We start from the raw sequence: 18,327 nt of genomic DNA on the forward strand, positions 1-18,327 counted from the left end.
GCAGGAGATGAAGTAGTAGTAAGCAAGTCAGGGAAGAAAAGTTATGGGATTGAGCGATTTTTTTCTTCTTTATACGATAAGCCGATACTCGGATTATCATTTTTCGCATTATCTCTGGTCAGTGTTGAGCAAAGAAAAGCATATCCAATGGGTATTGAGCAGGTGATAAAACAAAAAGAACAGAAGTAGAAAAATTTCAAACAAGAGACACAAAAAACTCAAGAGGAAGCAAATACAGAAGATTTACAAAAAAAGCGTGGACGACCAAAAGGAAGTAAAAATAAAGACAAAAAAGAAGCAACTTTGAATTCGGAACTTCTACGTATTCAGCATCAAATTCTGGATTTACTCAAAAAATTAGCTAAGGTTTTACTTTCTCACTTTCGTCAATTTAACCCTGATTTCAGTATCACAGACCTCAAGGCGCTATTTCGGGGTTATAGGTATGTTGAGGAAACAATAAAATTACTTCCCCAAAAACCAGACCCTATTTTACTCGCGAATATTTTCCACACAGTTACCAATTTAGGGCGCATTCACCCTGCTACCACTTGCTCTAGTGGGTCATAAATTTGGCGAAGATATTGAGCAACCCTAAATCATTGATGAAAAAACACCGATTTATTCTTCAATTAGGCAATTGCATTCGCCTTAAAATCCTACGCGATGTATTGAATAACATCAGTCCCAACACTATCAGCATAATCAAATCAAACCAAACCCCTGCCCACCCTATACCTCTTACGAATGCGTCACGGGTAATGTCAATATAGTAGCGGATGGGTAACACATTAGATATTAGGGAAAGAGGAAAAGGTATATTATTAAGTGGATAAATAAAACCAGACAGCAATAGGGATGTAATAAAACCAAGAAGAGAAACTCCTTGTACAGCTGCATTCTCGGTCTCGCTTCGTACCCCTAACAGCAACCCAAACAAAACACTATCTATAAGAAACAACAGAGTACCAAGCAATAAGATACTAAGATCGCCTACCAATCTAACTTGGAAAATCAGAGATCCCAACCCCATGACCACAAATGCCTCACTAATGGCAATCAGCAGGTAAGCTAGTCCTTTGCCAAGTAACAGCTCGGTAGCGCTGATACTGGAAGCATAGACTTGCACAATAGTATCTTTCTCCTTTTCTTGCACCATTGCGATCGCTGCCAATAAGGACGGGTAAATCCATAACACCACACCATATACTCCTGGCACGATGAACAGGGACTCTAACCGACCAGGATTAAACCACAAGCGAATATGAGGTGTAATATTGCTAGTAGATGGCAAAAGCCCTTGTGTCTGCATAAAGAAATTTGTCACAGCTTGGATGCTGTTCCTAACGACACGAGCATTATTAACATCTGTGGCATCAATAAGCACTTGTACTTTAGTATTTATACCATTTTTAATATTTCTACCAAATTCAGTTGGGATAATCACCACAGCCTTAGCAATGCCACCGTCAATAGCATCCCGCACTGGATCGCCTCCTGTCCAATGAGTGGGCACAAATTGATTAGTGGCATACAACTGCTCAGTATATGTTCTGCTAAGGCTTGTGTGGTCAAAGTTTTGCACAATCAATGGAATATTCTTACTTTCTAATCGGATGGCAAACCCATAAATTAACAGAGTTACAAGTGGTAATAGAAACGCTAATGTCAATGTCAGACTATGTCTGCGAAACCGTACTAATTCTTTAGTACACTGAGAAAGAATCCGTTTCATAAGTAGATAGGGAACAGGGAACAGAGAAAGAATATGTGTAATTAATTCTGTTTAGCTACTGATTCATTTATCAAATCTTCGTCTGGCGGATGTATTCTTACTTTTTAAAACATCCTTTTCTTTGGTTATTGTTTGTCCTCTAGATTGTATTAGTTGGTTCTTCAGTACCTTTTATGCTAGATTCATAGTCAAAAATCTCATAAACCTTTCTATACAAGGGAAATTATGCTTATTGACTAACATTATTTCTTAATCTTGCCAGTACTTTTTGGTTAAGGGTTTTAAAGTGACTTTTACTCGCAAGTTTTCCAGTTTTTAGCGTTAGGCTTGAAGGTTTGTAGGTGCTTATCCGAAAAGTATTGTTAATCTTGCTTCTTTCCCCTGTTCCCTCTTACACACTGTTAATTTGGCATAACAAGTACAGTAGAGCCTATTAGTTTTGCGCTCGTTGCACTATTCCGATGAAAGCATCTTCTAAAGAGAAAGGAATGGGATGCAGAGAGTAAATAGTGAGGTGGGCGGACTCTAGAATCTCAAGTAGTAGAGGGATTTCTTGATCAGGGTTGTCAAGAACAATGTGTAGGCTATTAGCAAAGATGGAGATACGCCAAGGTTGAAAGTATTGTTTGAGCAGGTTGGAGGCTGCTTGGTTTTGGTTAACAACTATTTCTATCAGTTGTCCTGATTGGGAAGCTTTGATAGAACTGGGTGAGCCTTCGGCGACGGTTTCTCCTGCTACCATAAAGCTCATACGATTACACTGTTCGGATTCTTCCAAGTAATGGGTTGAGACTAATATAGCTGTGCCATTACGAGCGAAGTCATTAATTAACTTCCAGAACTGGCGACGAGCAAGCGGATCTACTCCTGATGTTGGTTCATCAAGAAACAAAATATCTGGTTCATGCATCACTGAAGCACCAAAAGCAACCCGTTGCTTCCAACCTGTAGGAAGTTGCTTAGTGAGTACATGTTCTTGTCCTAATAGCCCACAGGTAGCAATCACCCAATCAATCTTTTCACGGCGCAGTTTGCGGGGTATGCCGTAAACACCACTATAAAATTCCAAGTTTTCTAGAATTGTTAGATCATTATAAAGAGTAAATTTCTGGCTCATGTAGCCGATACGCCGCCGTAAGTCATTGCTACGCAAATTTCCTGTTTCGCCACCAAGGGAAATTTCACCACTACTCGGTCTTAGTAATCCACACAGCATTTTGATTGTAGTGGTTTTCCCAGCTCCATTAGCACCTAAAAGCCCGAAAATTTCCCCATATCTTACCCTGATGTTGACGTTTTTGACTGCTGTGAATTTGCCAAAGACTCGGCTGAGATTCTGGGCGTAGATAGCAAAGTTTGAGGGAGAAGAGGAAGAAGTTTCTCCACGGCAGTTGCTACAACGCGGGGAACCCGGCACTGCCTCCCCTGCTCCCCGATAACGCGGAAACGGCAGAAATTGCGATGTCAAACCCTGCTGTCGTAGACGAGTGACAAAGAGATTTTCTAGGGTAAGTTCTCGACGTTCTAGACTAGGTGATGGTAGCTGATGCTGTTGCAGCAGTTGGCAGACTTGGGTTTCACCTACTGCAATATCTTTAACCAGGACATCTAAGCGATCACCAAATGTCTGCACATCTACAATATTCGTCTGTGCAGTCTGTGATAGGACTTTCTCAGTCATTTCTAGGTTTGACGTGCGGACTTCGAGGCGATGTAAACCTAATCTGGCGCGTAAGGAATCTGGAGTATCAATTTCTTGAATTTGTCCGTCGTACATTAATGCTACACGATGGCAACGTTCGGCTTCATCCAAGTAGGGTGTGGCAACGACGATAGTCATACCGTCTGCTGACAGTTGGGCTAGTATATCCCAGAATTCCCGCCGTGAAACTGGGTCAACGCCTGTGGTAGGTTCGTCCAATAATAGAACTTTGGGTTGAGAAACCAAGGAACAGCACAGTGCTAGTTTTTGTTTCATCCCGCCGGAGAGTTGCCCAGCTAAACGATCGCTAAACTGCTCTAGGTTCATCAATTTTAAGTATTTATTGCGACGTTGAATTAGCAAGTTATTCTGTATTTGCCGCAATCCCGCCGCATAGCGTAAATTCTCATCAATGCTGAGATCCAAGTACAAAGAAAACTGTTGTGTTAAATATCCCGTCATCAAGCGAGCATCTCGTGCCGGGTGACCAAATACCCTGACATCCCCTGCCGTTGCTTCCATGACACCACCTAGGATATGAAAGGTGGTTGTTTTACCTGCACCATCCGGGCCAATCAACCCAAACATCTCACCCTTGCACACTGTGAAGTCGATTCCTCGCACAGCGGCTAAACCACTATAGTGTTTGTGCAAACCGGAAACTTGGATAGCAACTTCAGTTGAAGAACTAGAGGTTAAGGGCTGCTTTGGCGTAGGAATTGTTCCTTGGTAGTTCATTGACTAGCCCCTCCACCCTGCAACAAGATTTCTGCATCTCCAGGCATCCCAATTTTGGCACAAGGCAAATTTCCATGAGCATCGTAGGGTTTATCAGGATTAAAGCAGCTAGCAGGATTTTCAACGCGAATGCGAATCCCGACCACTTGCTTGACTCGATCTTTCTGGAAGTAAATATTCTCTGGGGTAAAGGAAGCTTGCGGATCGGTGGCGACTACCTTGCCTTTGAGGGGATTTTCGGGAGCAGAATCCAGAAAGATTTTAGCTGTTTGCCCTAAGCGTACTTTACCAATATCTCCTTCAGGAATAAAACCCCTTAGATAAATTGTATTGGGATCAGCCACCGTCAGAATATTAGTTTGACTGCTCACTATCGCACCCGGTTCCACATTGCGAGCAGTCACTACTCCATCTAGAGGACTCACAACATTCAAGTCTTTTTTCGAGTCTTCAATCTGGATATCGATTTGCTGCTTTGATCCTAAAGCATCGTTGACCTTCGCCTGAGCCGATTTTATTTTCGCCTGAGCCGATTTTAGACGGGCATAACTCTGCTTTCGTTTTTTATACAAGCCTTCTAATTGAGCATAGCGAATGCTGGGGTTGAAACTGGTGGTTTTGACTTGAGTCAGTTCGCCAAGAGATGCACTTAACTGCTGGTTTGCAGCATTTACTGCCGCCACTCGTGCTTCTTGAGTCGCTACTGCTATGTCAAAGGTAGTTTGTGCTTGGTCGAATTGTTGTTGATTGATGGCTCCATCTTTGACTAATTTAGCGTAGCGATCGCGATTTATTTTTGCTAGCTTCAGTTCTGCCCCTGCCTGCTTTACCTGAGCCCGTGCCTGTACCAGTTGCGCCATTGATACGGCTACAGTAGACTTTGCTTGGGCAATTCTACCTATTGAATCGCCCTGTGACTGCTGCTGATTTAATTTTGCTTCCTCAATTTGGCTTTGAACTTGCTCAATTTCCCCTTGTGCTTCCTCAACATCTGAAATTGTCTGTTGTTGATCAGATTGGGCAGATACCTGTCGTGCAACAGCTGAACGTAGTTGTTCTTGCAACAGTTGATCGTTACTATTATCCAGTTTGATTAACCTTTGCCCCTTCTTAACTGCTTCCCCTTCCCTAACAACAATTGATTCTACGCGGCCTGAACGCTTCACTCCAATTTGGGTTTCATAGCCCTCAATCCGTCCACTTACCTTAAGCGTATTTTCTTGCATCGCTTGCGGATAATTTCGCACTATTAAATAGCTAATACCTCCTACTGTTAGCAGTAAAGTTACTAACACCAACGGAATGGATTTGTTGCGATGTTTCTGCTGAGGAGGTTGGGTTGGAGTAGGAGCAAAACTTTCTGTGGACTTTGGAGTAAAAGTTTTATTCATTATGGTTCTACTACTGCTCTTAGTTGGTGAAGCTTTTATCTACTCAATTTGTGACTGCATGAAATTATCAAATGAGGAATCAGGAGTCAGTATGAATTCTGTAGGACTGGCGGATGAATAGGCGGCGTTTTTGCACCCCACCAAATTTAAAATTTAGTCGTCTTCAATCAGTGGCGGGTCTAAATCGCCACTGAGTGATTCTGAATTCTTCTTCAAGAAAGATACTTTTTAAAAACTAACGTCACATTATGACCTCCAAATGCATATGAATTTGACAGAGCTACATTTACTTCACGTGAACGACCTTGGTGTGGAACGTAGTCAAGATCGCACTCTGGATCAGGATTATTAAGGTTAATTGTTGGATGAATTTGATTGTTTGCTATCGATAAAATAGATGCGATCGCCTCAATGCCGCCAGATGCTCCTAACAAATGCCCAGTCATTGATTTAGTAGAACTTACCGCCACTTGATAAGCATGATCTTTTAAAGCAGTTTTGATGGCCGCAGTCTCTGTAGAATCATTGGCTTTAGTACTGGTTCCATGAGCATTTATATAACTAACCTGTTTTGGAGTGAGGGATGCATCTTTTAAAGCTAGTGTCATAGCCCTAGCTGCTTGCAGACCCCCTGGAATGGGGGAAGTTATGTGATAAGCATCACAGGTCATACCATAACCAACAATCTCAGCGTAGATTTTGGCTCTACGGCTTTTCGCGTGTTCTAATTCTTCCAAAAGAAGTATGCCTGCACCCTCGCCCATAACAAAACCATTACGTTCAGCATCAAAAGGACGAGAAGCGAACTTTGGCTGATCATTGCGTGTTGAAAGAGCTTTTGCAGATGCAAAACCAGCAATTCCTAATTCTGTTATTGCTGCCTCAGCGCCACCACACAACATTGCTTGCGCGTCACCCCGTTGAACTAGTCGAAATGCATCACCAATAGCATGTGATGCCGCTGTACAAGATGTTGCTGGGCATGAATTTGGGCCTTTTGCTCCTACCTGAATTGCGGTTAACCCTGATGCCATATTGGTAATTATCATGGGGATGGTAAAAGGACTACAGAATTGAGAACCCTTACTCATATAAATGTTTTGTTGCTCTTGAGTAGTTTTGATTCCACCCATCGCCGATCCAATTATCACCCCAACGTGTTCTGCATTTAATTCATTAATCGTAAAGTTAGCATCTAAAATTGCCTGTTGGCTAGAATAAATTGCAAATTGAACAAAGCGATCCATGCGCTTGATTGCTTTTTGATCAAAATAATCTAAAGGCTCAAAATTTTTAACTTCAGCTGCTATTTTACATAAATGATTTGAAGCATCAAAGTGGGTAATCTTATCCACGCCACTACAACCTTGAATTAAGTTTTGCCAGAACTCATTTATTGTACTGCCAATACTGTTAATTGTACCCAAACCTGTAACGACCACTCTTTTTAATTCTAAATACTGAGTCATAACGAAAAAAAGTTAACGTAATTATCTAAAGAGAATTCAGGAGTCAGGAATTAGAACCGCCACTAATTGAAGACTACCAAATTTTAAATTTGCTAGGGGTCTTAAACCAGCTTATTCATCCGCTAGTCATACAAAATTACTACTGAACTCTAACTCCTGACAGATGTATTCTGACTCAAATGCAATTTGCTGTAAATTTTTGGCTCTTTGCTATTCCAATACTTGACGGGCAGGTAAACTGATTCCTCTTTCCTTAAGGTGTTCTAATAACTGACCAATTTTCCTGCCAGAAATCTGCGGATACATATGATGGCTAGCGTGACTGAAGGCTACATAATATGCGTAAGGACCAACAAGCAACTTTAGAAAATTACGTAGTACTCCAGAATGGGGTTCCAAATTGTAATTACCATCACGATCGCCTTTAGAACTAATGTGTGATTCATAAGAGAACAAGAGAAACCCTATACCCCAGGAAAGCTTTGATGGAATAAAGAACAGAAAGAATATATTTTGCAGCCCAATGAAATAGATGTAAGCTAAAAACACAGCGATTCTAATAGATTGAAGGATATAGAATCCTGGCTGAGTCTTGCCTTTTCTCAATGCATAGAAAAATAAATATTCAGGAGCAAAAGCGAGACAAATAAAGGCTCTTAATCGTCCTCCTTGGATAAAAAAGTAATCGGGATCTTGTTCTGGATCATTAGCATGGGCATGGTGCAGACAATGTAATTTTTTATATTCTGCAAACCCAAATGTAAACGGTGAGTAAAGGTGTAGGTTAAGACGAAGTAGATAGTTCCAGTTTGTTTTAGAATTTGGCTCATGAATAAGTTCATGCGTCAGAATTGCAATTTGAGTAGCCAAGACAAAGTTAATCCCAAATACTATCCAGCCGGGAAGTATTCCATACTGAGGCAATAAACAAACACCAATAGACGCCAAGGCGAAAAGCGGTATTAAAATATTGAAAATAATAATCTCTAGTGATGAACGTCGAAAGTTTTCTTGGATTTCGTCATCAACAAAAGATTGAGTAGTAGTCGAACTAAGTGAAAGCTTAGTTTCAATATTTCGATTAGATGATTCAAATGAAGAATCATTTGTTGTTATTGTCATGATTGTCAACCTCCATAGTTGTTATGGTATACTTTAACGAACTAATTTTTACAAGAAACAGAGTTCAGAAATGTTGGTAGTTATCTAAACAGAATTCAGGAGCCAGGAGTCACAATTAAGTAGGAATTATGTACGACTAGCGGATGAATAAGCTGGTTTAAGAGCCCCAGCAAACTTAAAATTTGGTGGTCTTCAATCAGTAGCAGTTCTGACTCCTGATTTCTGAATTATGACTACTGTATTCTTCTTCAATGACTAACATCATTTCTTAATATTGCTTCTTTCCCCTGTTAAGAGTTCCCTCTTACACAAAGTACGGTAGAGCCGACATCCCTAAACCTTAATTGACTTTTCTATCCATATGCATCCAATATTGATCTCGCAACTTACGGCGTAAAATCTTTCCGCTCGGATTACGAGGAATGTTATTAATAAAGTCAAATTGACTGGGAGTTTTATAATCTGCTATTTTCCCTTTAAGAAATAATAGAAGTTCTCTGGCGCTTACGTGTTGCTCATCTCTAAGCACGACAAATGCTTTTATACTCTCACCCCAACGCTTATCAGGAATGCCAATGACAGCTACATCAAAGACAGCACTATGTTTGCTTAAGGCATTCTCTACTTCAGTGGGATAAACATTTTCACCAGCGACAATAATCACATCCTTGATCCGGTCAAAGATATATAAATAATTTTCCGTGTCAAGATAGCCCACGTCCCCAGTATGAATCCAACCATCAATCAGAGTGGTTTTTGTCGCTTGAGGATTTTTCCAATATTCAATCATACAAGCTGGGGTGCGAATACAAACCTCGCCAATCTCACCCACTGGTAACAATTCTCCATCTCGATCAATCACTTTTAAGCTCACCCCTGGATAGGGTAATCCGGCGGCCTTCATTCGTGGACTACCAGGAATATGCGCCTGAGGGGGAAGGCAGATTGCTGTATTCCCTGTCTCAGTTAATCCATAAATCTGGGCAAAGCTACATTGCATTATCTGTAACCCTTGCTCCAGCAAGGTCTCACTGATGGGAGACCCTCCATATACTAGCTTTCTTAAGCTCGTGAAATTGGTTTCGGTTAACTTGCGATCGCTTAACATCATTTGGATCATCGCGGGCACTACACAGGCAATGGTGACCCGCAACTCTTCGATTAGCTTAACCGCATCATGGGGAACAAACACCTTCATGGCAACATTGGTAATCCCCGCAGCAAATCCTTGCATTGCCCACCACAAGCCACCTATATGGAACCCTGGAATACCAATCAAGCTAATGTCGCCTGGTTGCCAATCAATCCAATCTAATTGAGTTTTGGCTAAAGACTCTCTAATCTTGAAAAAACTACGGTGTGCTAGCACAACACCTTTAGGTAAACCAGTAGTACCGCTGGTGTACAACTGGACGATCGCATCTTCACTTTTTCCCTGAAGTTGATGATCATCGTCAGGAAATTCCTGTTGCCATTCCTTAAACCCAATAGCTGACTCAATCTTTTCATCAACACTCCCATCCACTACAATCACATGAAGGAGTTCCGGTAAACTATCACGTAACTGTGTAATCATTGACTTTAAATCTAAATCCACAAAGATAAGCTGTGTTCCAGAATCTTTGAGAATGTGTTCAACTTCTTCTGCTGTCAGTCGCCAGTTAATTGGAACCAGAACCGTAAGACTTTTAGCACAACCAAACAGAACATCATAGTATGCTACGGATTCTTTACCTAAATAGGCAACGCGAGCACCTGGTTGTAACCCAAAGATTTTAATCCCATATGCCGTCCGATTACTACTACGATTCAAATCACTATAAGTTATTGAATCCGATTCATGAATCAAAGCAACTGTATTGGCTTGATGTTGAGCATGAAATACAATTGTTTCAGCTATTGTTTGCAACTGAGGATAATAAGTCATCATCTAAACCATTTGCTACCAGAAATTGTCAATTGGCCAAAAGCTTTCAACAGATTCATACGTTTGTTGAACATGTTTTTTTTCAATAAATTGTATTGAAGTATCCACTGCCTCCAAAGTTATATGGGCATTTGTTCCCGTAAATCCAAATGCGCTAATTCCAGCCCTGCGTTTATCACAAGGTGTCCACAGTGTTAGGCGATCAGCAACACGAATCGACATCTGATCCCAAGCAATTTTAGGATCGGGGTTGGAAAAATTAACCTGGGGCGGAATCAGGCCATAACGCAAGGCATAGAGTGTCTTTATCAGGCTAGCCATGCCCGATGCTGTTTCCATATGCCCAAGATTGGCCTTGACAGAACTAACATACAATGGTGGTGCATTTGGTTGATTACGTTGGTAGGCATCAGCAAGGGTTTCGAGTTCAATAACTCCCCCCATTCTTGACCCTGTTCCATGAGCTTCTACAAACTGAACATCGTGGGCATCCCACTCACATTGTTGAAGAACACTAGTAATAACTTCTTTTTGACTCCGCCCTGAACTCGATGATAAATTATGGCGCTGCCCATTCTGATGAATTGCAGTGCCACGAATGACCCCCCATAGCGGATAGCCCTCATCAATGGCATCTTGAGCACGGCGCAAAATGACAACACCACAGCCCTCGCTACGAGCATATCCATCAGCATCTGCATCAAATGGACAACTTTTTCCACGAGGCGATAACATGCCAGCTTTCTGAAATACAAAGAAGGTTAGTGGGGATAGCAACAGGTGAACAGCACCAACCACCGCAAAATCACAATCTCGCCGACGTAGCGATTGGACTGCCAAGTGAGCAGCGGTTAGTGCCGATGAACAAGCAGTATCCACAGTGATTGTTGGACCTTCGCTCCCCAATGCCATAGCAATGCGACCTGATGTTGCACTAAGAGCTGTGCCTGTACCCATATAGGGCGATAATTCTTTTTCGCTCATCCCTCGATAGAGCGATGCATACAAAAATTCTGATGTGCTAATACCGATGAATATTCCTACTTTCTTCCCTCGTAATGAGGATGGCTCAATTCCAGCTTGCTCAAGTGCTTGCCAGGTACAAGACAACAGCAGTCGTTGTTGGGGATCCATGTAGATCGCCTCTTGCTCTTCAATGCCATATCGTTTTGCATCAAACTGATTAATTGCCTCTAAGAAACCACCAGAGGAAAGACAACTTGAGTTAGTGAATGTCTCAGGGTGCCAACGAACTTTTCCATCGATGCCAGGCGGGCCATTGATATACTTTTGAGTTACAACGCAACTATCCTGTAAGGCTTGCCAAAGCTGGGATGGTGAGTTAATGCTACCAGGAAAGCGACACCCCATGCCGAGGATACCAATACTGGCAGTTTCTGCCTGACGCTTGCGGGCTAGCATTAGCACTAACTGCTTTGCCGACATACCTTTGAGTGACTCAATATACTCTTTCATGGGTGTTTTAAATCTGGCAGGGGGGAAGGAAGAGGAAAGGGGGCAGGGAGGAGGGAAGAATTAAGAGGGAATAGTTTGTATTGGGTTTTTGGTGAAACGGTATCAGCAATTGCTTATCAACTACCTATAGAATCGCCACCCTGTGTAAGTAGCTAAACAGAATAAATAACACATATTCTTTCTCTGTTCCCTCCCTCTTACACCAGACACATGAGCCGTTTTAAATTATCAAATTGACTCAGTTATTGCTGTTAATTCATCATCAATTTCGTGATCGCTGATTTCATAGACGGATGTTTCGATAGTACTTGGAGATGCTTCAGCACTATCATCGCCGCCTAAGCGCACAATCAGATAGTCACTGAGCATTGACAATGATGGATAATCAAACACTAACGATGACGGTAATGAAACTGCAAAAACTGCTTCTAAGAAGTTTTTCAACTCTACAGCCACCAAAGAATCTAACCCTAACTCAGCAAACTTTGTATCTAGATCAATTTGCTCAGAATCATCAATGTGCAAAACTTTAGCAACTTTTGCCCGTAAAAAGTTAAGAACGGTGAATCGCCGTTCTGTTAATGGCATGGATGCTAACGACTCCAGTGAAAAGGTCAGATGGGCTTGATCATAATTGTCTACCAACTGCTCATATAAGGCATTGGGGACAGTTAACCCGGATACATATCGATTCCAATCAAACTCACAGATCATAATTTGTGAGTCTTGCTCATCCATTCGCAGCAGCATTGATCGCAGTGCTTCGCGGGGTGAGAGAAATTTAATTCCTTTATCTTCTAAACCTTTGATGATTCGTTTATCGAGACGGGCTGCCATCCCAATTTCTCCCCAAGGACCCCAGTTAATGCTTATCCCAGGTAACCCGATGGCAGTTCGACAAATCATTAAGTGGTCAATAAAGGCATTTGCTGCTGCATAGTTACTTTGACTAATTGGCCCAAGAACAGAAGCAATAGATGAAAACCCAACAAAGATAGGAGGCTCAGGTAGAGAACGACTAATCTCGTGTAGCAAAAATGTGCCTTGTACTTTGGCACCCAGTACCTTATTGAAGCTTTCCATATCCTGTTTTGCAATAGGTGCATCAGATAAAACCCCCGCTGTATGGAAAATAGCCTTCAAGGGAATAGGAAGATGAGATAACTCTGTAAATAATCGAGCTACATCTTCTCTATTGGAAATATCACCTTGCAGTGGATATAATTTCACCTCTGCTCCCAGGGCGTTAGTCATTTCCTTAATCAAAGACTCAGATGGGTTACGGCTGACTAGCACAAGGTGACGAGCTCCTTTGTGCACTAGCTGGTCAACAACTACCCGACCCAAAGCACCATAGCCACCAGTAATCAAGTAACAATGCTGGTCATCAATCACAAATTGTTGGGTAACTGGTTTTTCTTCAGTCAGGCTTAGAGCTAATTTTCCAATATTTGCTCCTCGGCTGAGTACACTAAAGGCTTCACCAATTTCTGTCAGGTTGTAGGTTGTGGTGGGCAAAGGCTGAATCTGCCCAGCTTCAATCATCAAGCTAGTCCGTTCCAGGATTTCACGATTTAGTTGATAGAGTGTTGCTTCCGGGAACTCACTTAAATCGAAATTATAATACTTAACATCTGCTCGCTCTTGCTGAATTTGCTCGTGAGACCAAATACCAATTTTACCTAGCTCTACAAAACGACCTTCATTTGCTAAACAAGATAGGTTGGCAGGAATATAGTCCTTATTCAAGCTGTTGAGAATAATGTCTACTCCCTGAAAATCTGTTAATTGATTTATCTCTTGGGCAAACTCTAGTGTTCGTGAGTTCATGACATGCTGAACACCTTGTGCTTTGAGATGGGGCCATTTATGGGGACTGGCGGTAGCAAATATCTCGGCTCCAGCAGCAAGGGCTAATTGAACAGCAGCTTGACCAACTCCTCCGGCTGCGGCATGGATTAAAACTCGATCGCCTGCCTTGATCTTCGCCAGGTTATGAAGAGAATAATAAGCTGTAATGTAGGGAGTAGCCAGTGTTGATGCTTGGTGAAAATCAATGTTTTTGGGTTTTTTGACCACTGCGACTGAAGGCACGGTGACTCGCTTTTTCATACAGCCAAGATAGCTGAGTATGACCTCATCACCAATTTGGAATTCGGCGCGATCGCCCCGTTCAACTACGACACCAGATGCTTCAAAGCCCAAGGGTAACGGTTGATAGTCAATCCCCATTTCGCTAGCGTACTGCTTCAATAACCCCAGGGCATTGAGGACATCTTTAAAGTTCAAGCCCACTGAACGCACTTCTACTTGGACTTGATCATTCTGTGGCGGAAGCTCCTCAATTTTGACAGGTTTAATATTCTCAAGGAGACCATATTTGGTGATTTGTATCTCAAAATTCTCATCGTGTTCTTGAGATTGAACTGGAATAACACGACGCACATAGCGATTATTTTCTCGATAGGCAATTTGGTAATCGCTAGAATTGTTATCCCATAACACCCATTCTGACAGTAAACCCTTACAATTGATTGCAGTACTCAGTTGACGAGCAGACAGATCAATTAGGGTTGTCTTTAACTTTGATTCTTCGTTTAAGAGAACATGTCCAAATCCCCAGAGGGTTGATGCAGCCATTGAACCTATATTAAAGGTTGTTGCTTTATCCTCTGGCAACCATTGCCCCCCTTCAGTTACTAACCACAACCGCAAATCTCGCCTTACAGAATGGGAGGAACTGATACCTTGGACGAGGGTTAGTAGCGCTTGATAGTTAGTTTGGCAGCTATTGTTTAAGGTTTCAATATCCTGATAACTAGATATTGTCTGCCAAACGTAACATATTCCATCAATGGTGTTATCATTGGTAGTTGCCTCTAATATCGCCTCCACATTCTCCGCAAAGGATAACCGGATTGCTGCACGGTTCAATTCATCCCTATAGTTGGAGAATGCTGCTTGACTTTCACCCAGAACAGCAATATGGTGCGATGTCTGCTCTGCTTTTGGTGCTCCCACTAATGAACACTTAATCCATGTCGGCTTATGGAAAAACTGGCGCTGCGTTGCATTGGTTTGTGCCACTTGCTTCAACCCTAAACCACTCAGAGTAAATACTGGGTGACCGCCATCAAGCACCAATACATCAAGTGTCAAATCCACATCATTGCGGAGATTGGGTTGAATTTGCATTAACACACACAACTCACCGCGCGGCTTCTTATGGAATTGAAACCGTTCAAAACGAACTGGTAAGTAGACTTGGCTATCTTGATTACTCACCAAACCAATTAAACATTGCATTGCACAGTCAAGAACTGAGGGAGGCAAATACTCTACTATAGAACTCTTTGCAGGCTGTAAACGCCCTAAAATAGATGTTTCTCCCATCCGATGAAGACTCACAATCTGCTGAAATTCAGGCCCATACCGTAGCCCTAAAAACTCAAAACGGTTGTAAATTTCATCCTTACTAAGATTTTCTGCATCCAAATCACGCTCAAATGATGTGTATTCTATTGCTAAATTCCGTAGCTGCTGCTGACACGTCTGAATCAATGATGTGTGCTTATCGGCTGGTAATAACTCCGCTGTTACGTGTACACGCTCGATATCTCCATTAATACTAGGAATATAGCTGCTAATCGTAATCTGCACCACACCCTGATCGTTTTGGACGGCCAGTGTTGACAATCGAACTGATTCTTCACTCAAAAACAACGGTTCTGTGATTTTGACATTGGCAATTTCACCTGAAAATTCACCATTCAACCGATCTTGTACAGCAATTAGCATTTCCATGTAAGCAGCAGCTGGAAATACAATTTGTTCCATCACCACATGATCCGCCAAATACTGTGGTGAATTTGCATTCACGCTTTGGTTAAATAACAATCTTCCTGAAGTTGTATCTTCAACCTCAGATCCCAACAAAGGATGGGCTACACGAGTCGCCACCTGTATGTGTCCATGTTTGATTGGCAACCAATAGTCTTTTTCTTCAAACACATACTGGGGTAATTCAATTTTTCGTAACTGTTTGGGGTAATAATTTTCCCAATTCAAGTTAAATCCTGCTTCATATAGACTGACTAATGCTTTGGCAAGAGTATCTACATCTTCAGAATCTGCATCTAAGCAAGTCGCCCAAGCGTGTTGGTTGACTTCAACTGTCCGCTTGGCTAATTTGGTTAGGGTTGCTTTTGGCCCAATCTCTAAAAAGAAATGAGAGCCTCGTTGCTCCAAAGTTTGAATACATTGAACGAATAAAACAGGTTGACCAAGTTGTTGAACCCAATAATTAGGGTTACTCAACTCTTCATAACTGGCTATCTTTCCTGTCAGATTAGAGACTAACGATATTTGAGGCGGATAAAATTTGACCTGCTCAAAAACCGCCTGAAACTGGTCGTACACTTCTCGCATTAATGGAGAATGAAATGCATGAGATACAGGTAAGCGAACATAGTCAATTGTCTTAGCTGCTAACCGTTTAGCAAACTCAGCTAAGGCAGGTTCAGCGCCTGATATCACACATTGAGTCGGCATATTAATCGCTGCCAGGGCAATATCCTCGATTCCCTCTAGCAAGGGCAAGACATTAGCTGCGGCGTCGCGCACCGCAAACATCCCTCCTGGGGTTGAAACAGATTGCATTAAATGGGCGCGCATGGATACAATCTTGACTGCATCCGGTAAAGAAAATAACTCAGCAACAGTCGCCGCAACAATTTCTCCAATACTATGACCCAGAACTATTGACGGTGTTATCCCCCAGTGATGAATTAGTCGAGACAGTGCATACTCTAATGTAAATAAGGCAGGTTGGGTAAATTTTGTTTGGTTCAGTTTTTGTGTGCTGGCTTCCGTTTTATCAAACATCAAATCCCGAATCGAGAGGGAGAGATGTTCAAAAAATAAGTGATCACATTCGTCAACCGCCTGCCGAAAACACTTAAACTGCTGATACAACCCATAACCCATACCGCTATATTGAGCGCCTTGCCCCGTAAACAAAAACGCTATCTTCTCTCCTTTGAAACGTTTTGTTTGAGTATCTCTGATTGTACTTTGATACTCAGACAAAGCCTGTTGGAAAGCCCCAGAGCTATCAACTGCGATCGCCGTCCGATAAGGGAGATGAACCCGCCCAACATTACTGCTGTAGCACAATTTAGCCACATCAATCGCTTGAGCCGACGCAAACATGTCTACATAAGACCTAATCAGAGTACTCAAAGAAGCTTGAGTTTTAGCTGATAAAGTCAAAATATAAGGCGCTGCTTTAGACAATGACACAATATGAGGAACTTCTGGCTGAGAAATCACTGCCGGAGCCGCTTCTAGCACTGCGGAGGCAATTGTGCCAGTAAACCCAAAAGAATTAACTAATCCTCGCCGAATTGACGTGTCACCCCACGCTTCCGGTGAGGTAGGAATACGGACTTTGTATTGTTCCCAAGGAATTTTTTTAGATGGTGTCTTAAAATTTATATGAGGGAAAATTGTTTTGTGGTAAAGCTGAAGGACAAGTTTAATAACCCCACCAATTCCTGCCGCAGCTTCCATATGACCAATATTCGTCTTGAGTGACCCCACAATCACAGGATCACGCGTAGCTTCTGATGATTTGAAGACCTCGTTTATTGCACTCATTTCAATCGGGTCTCCCAAGCTCGTTCCTGTACCATGAGCTTCAACATACTGGATCTGCTCAGGTTTTAGTAGAGCATTTGCTATTGCTGCTTGCATCACTTCTGCTTGAGACATGCCATTAGGCACTGTTAAACCACCACTCTCACCATCCTGACGTACAGCAACACCACGAACCAACGCGATAATGTTGTCCTTATCCTGTAAGGCATCGGATAAACGCTTTAGAACAATAAACCCACATCCTTCACTACGCCCATAACCATCTGCTCTATCATCAAATGTTTTACAATGCCCATCTGGGGCTAACATATTCGCCTGAGAAAAAACAATCATATTACGGGGATGATGAATCGCATTTACCCCGCCACATAAAGCAATACTGCATTCACGACGGCGCAACCCTTCAACAGCCTGATGTAATGCAACTAGAGATGAAGAACAGGCTGTATCAACACTAACGCAAGGGCCGCGCCATCCCAAGAAAAACGAAACACGACCTGAAACCGCACTGTGAGCTGTTCCAGTACCAATATATGCCTCATATTCTTCATAGGAGAGAGAGTTAACTTCTAGAGTGTAGTCCATAGAACTCACTCCAACATAAACACCACCATTTCGACACTTGGAAGAATTCGGATCAATATTGGCATGTTCTAACGCTTTCCACATCGTTTTCAATACCAATCTTTGCTGGGGATCGATGTATGCCGCTTCTTTAGGTGAAATATTAAAAAAACGAGGATCGAACTGCTTAATATTCTCTAAATATCCACCCGCAGACGTACAAATTTTCCCTCTCTCTGTGGCGCCGTCACTGTAGAGATCATCAACATTCCAACGATCCTTAGGTATGGAGCAAATACCCTCTCCGCCATCTTGAAGAAATGCTGCAAATTCACTAAATGAGTAATTACCACCAGGAAAATCAAGTCCAACCCCAATAATAGCAATAGGTTCATGCTTCTGTAACAGCAAGTTTTCTATAGTCTTTTCCAACTGCTCAATCTTTTTTTCAGCTACTTCATTATTTTTATCAATAAATAACTGAGTTTTTTCTAGCACAATAAGTCTCCTTAAACCTACTTTAAATTAAAGCTTATGCTGATGTG

At 42.0% G+C, this 18,327-nt stretch carries 10 protein-coding genes; 2 read left to right on the plus strand and 8 right to left on the minus strand.

The window, feature by feature from the left end:
• Together ACE1AT_RS24800 and ACE1AT_RS24805 are read left to right on the plus strand one after the other, a co-directional pair.
• Positions 1-189: transposase (locus tag ACE1AT_RS24800; RefSeq protein ID WP_374873256.1), on the plus strand; the 189-nt coding region annotated here is incomplete at its 5' end.
• 114 nt (positions 190-303) lie between these two features.
• Positions 304-570, plus strand: a complete 267-nt coding sequence (locus ACE1AT_RS24805; protein WP_374873258.1) for a hypothetical protein — start codon at positions 304-306, stop codon at positions 568-570.
• Positions 571-628: 58 nt separating this feature from the next.
• Here the strand turns inward: ACE1AT_RS24805 and ACE1AT_RS24810 are convergent, their stop codons facing one another.
• The 8 genes from ACE1AT_RS24810 to ACE1AT_RS24845 all read right to left on the minus strand — a co-directional run bounded on the left by ACE1AT_RS24810 (position 629) and on the right by ACE1AT_RS24845 (position 18,280).
• Positions 629-1,735, minus strand: coding sequence for an ABC transporter permease (locus tag ACE1AT_RS24810; protein WP_374873260.1), 1,107 nt, complete (start codon positions 1,733-1,735; stop codon positions 629-631).
• Between the two features lie 433 nt (positions 1,736-2,168).
• Positions 2,169-4,175: an ATP-binding cassette domain-containing protein gene (locus ACE1AT_RS24815; protein WP_374873262.1), complete on the minus strand. Its 2,007-nt coding sequence runs from the start codon at positions 4,173-4,175 to the stop codon at positions 2,169-2,171.
• The gene (locus tag ACE1AT_RS24820; protein ID WP_374873264.1) at positions 4,172-5,566 is read right to left on the minus strand and encodes an HlyD family secretion protein; all 1,395 of its coding nucleotides are present in this window, start codon (positions 5,564-5,566) and stop codon (positions 4,172-4,174) included. The genes ACE1AT_RS24815 and ACE1AT_RS24820 overlap by 4 nt, the downstream gene beginning before the upstream one ends.
• Positions 5,567-5,778: 212 nt before the next feature.
• Positions 5,779-7,035, minus strand: coding sequence for a beta-ketoacyl-ACP synthase II (fabF, locus tag ACE1AT_RS24825; protein WP_374873266.1), 1,257 nt, complete (start codon positions 7,033-7,035; stop codon positions 5,779-5,781).
• Positions 7,036-7,245: 210 nt separating this feature from the next.
• On the minus strand, positions 7,246-8,157 hold the full coding sequence (locus tag ACE1AT_RS24830) for a fatty acid desaturase (protein WP_374873269.1): 912 nt from the start codon (positions 8,155-8,157) through the stop codon (positions 7,246-7,248).
• 340 nt (positions 8,158-8,497) lie between these two features.
• Positions 8,498-10,087 (minus strand): long-chain-fatty-acid--CoA ligase, encoded by a 1,590-nt coding sequence (locus tag ACE1AT_RS24835; protein WP_374873271.1) that lies wholly within the window; start codon positions 10,085-10,087, stop codon positions 8,498-8,500.
• Positions 10,088-10,099: 12 nt separating this feature from the next.
• Complete coding sequence (locus tag ACE1AT_RS24840; protein WP_374873273.1) at positions 10,100-11,560, minus strand: polyketide synthase; 1,461 nt, start codon at positions 11,558-11,560, stop codon at positions 10,100-10,102.
• 228 nt (positions 11,561-11,788) lie between these two features.
• Entirely contained in the window at positions 11,789-18,280 is a 6,492-nt protein-coding gene (locus tag ACE1AT_RS24845) for an SDR family NAD(P)-dependent oxidoreductase (RefSeq protein ID WP_374873275.1), read from the minus strand.
• Between the last annotated feature and the right edge of the window lie 47 nt (positions 18,281-18,327).

It is taken from the genome of Pelatocladus sp. BLCC-F211, assembly GCF_041928655.1.
Lineage (GTDB): Bacteria > Cyanobacteriota > Cyanobacteriia > Cyanobacteriales > Nostocaceae > Pelatocladus.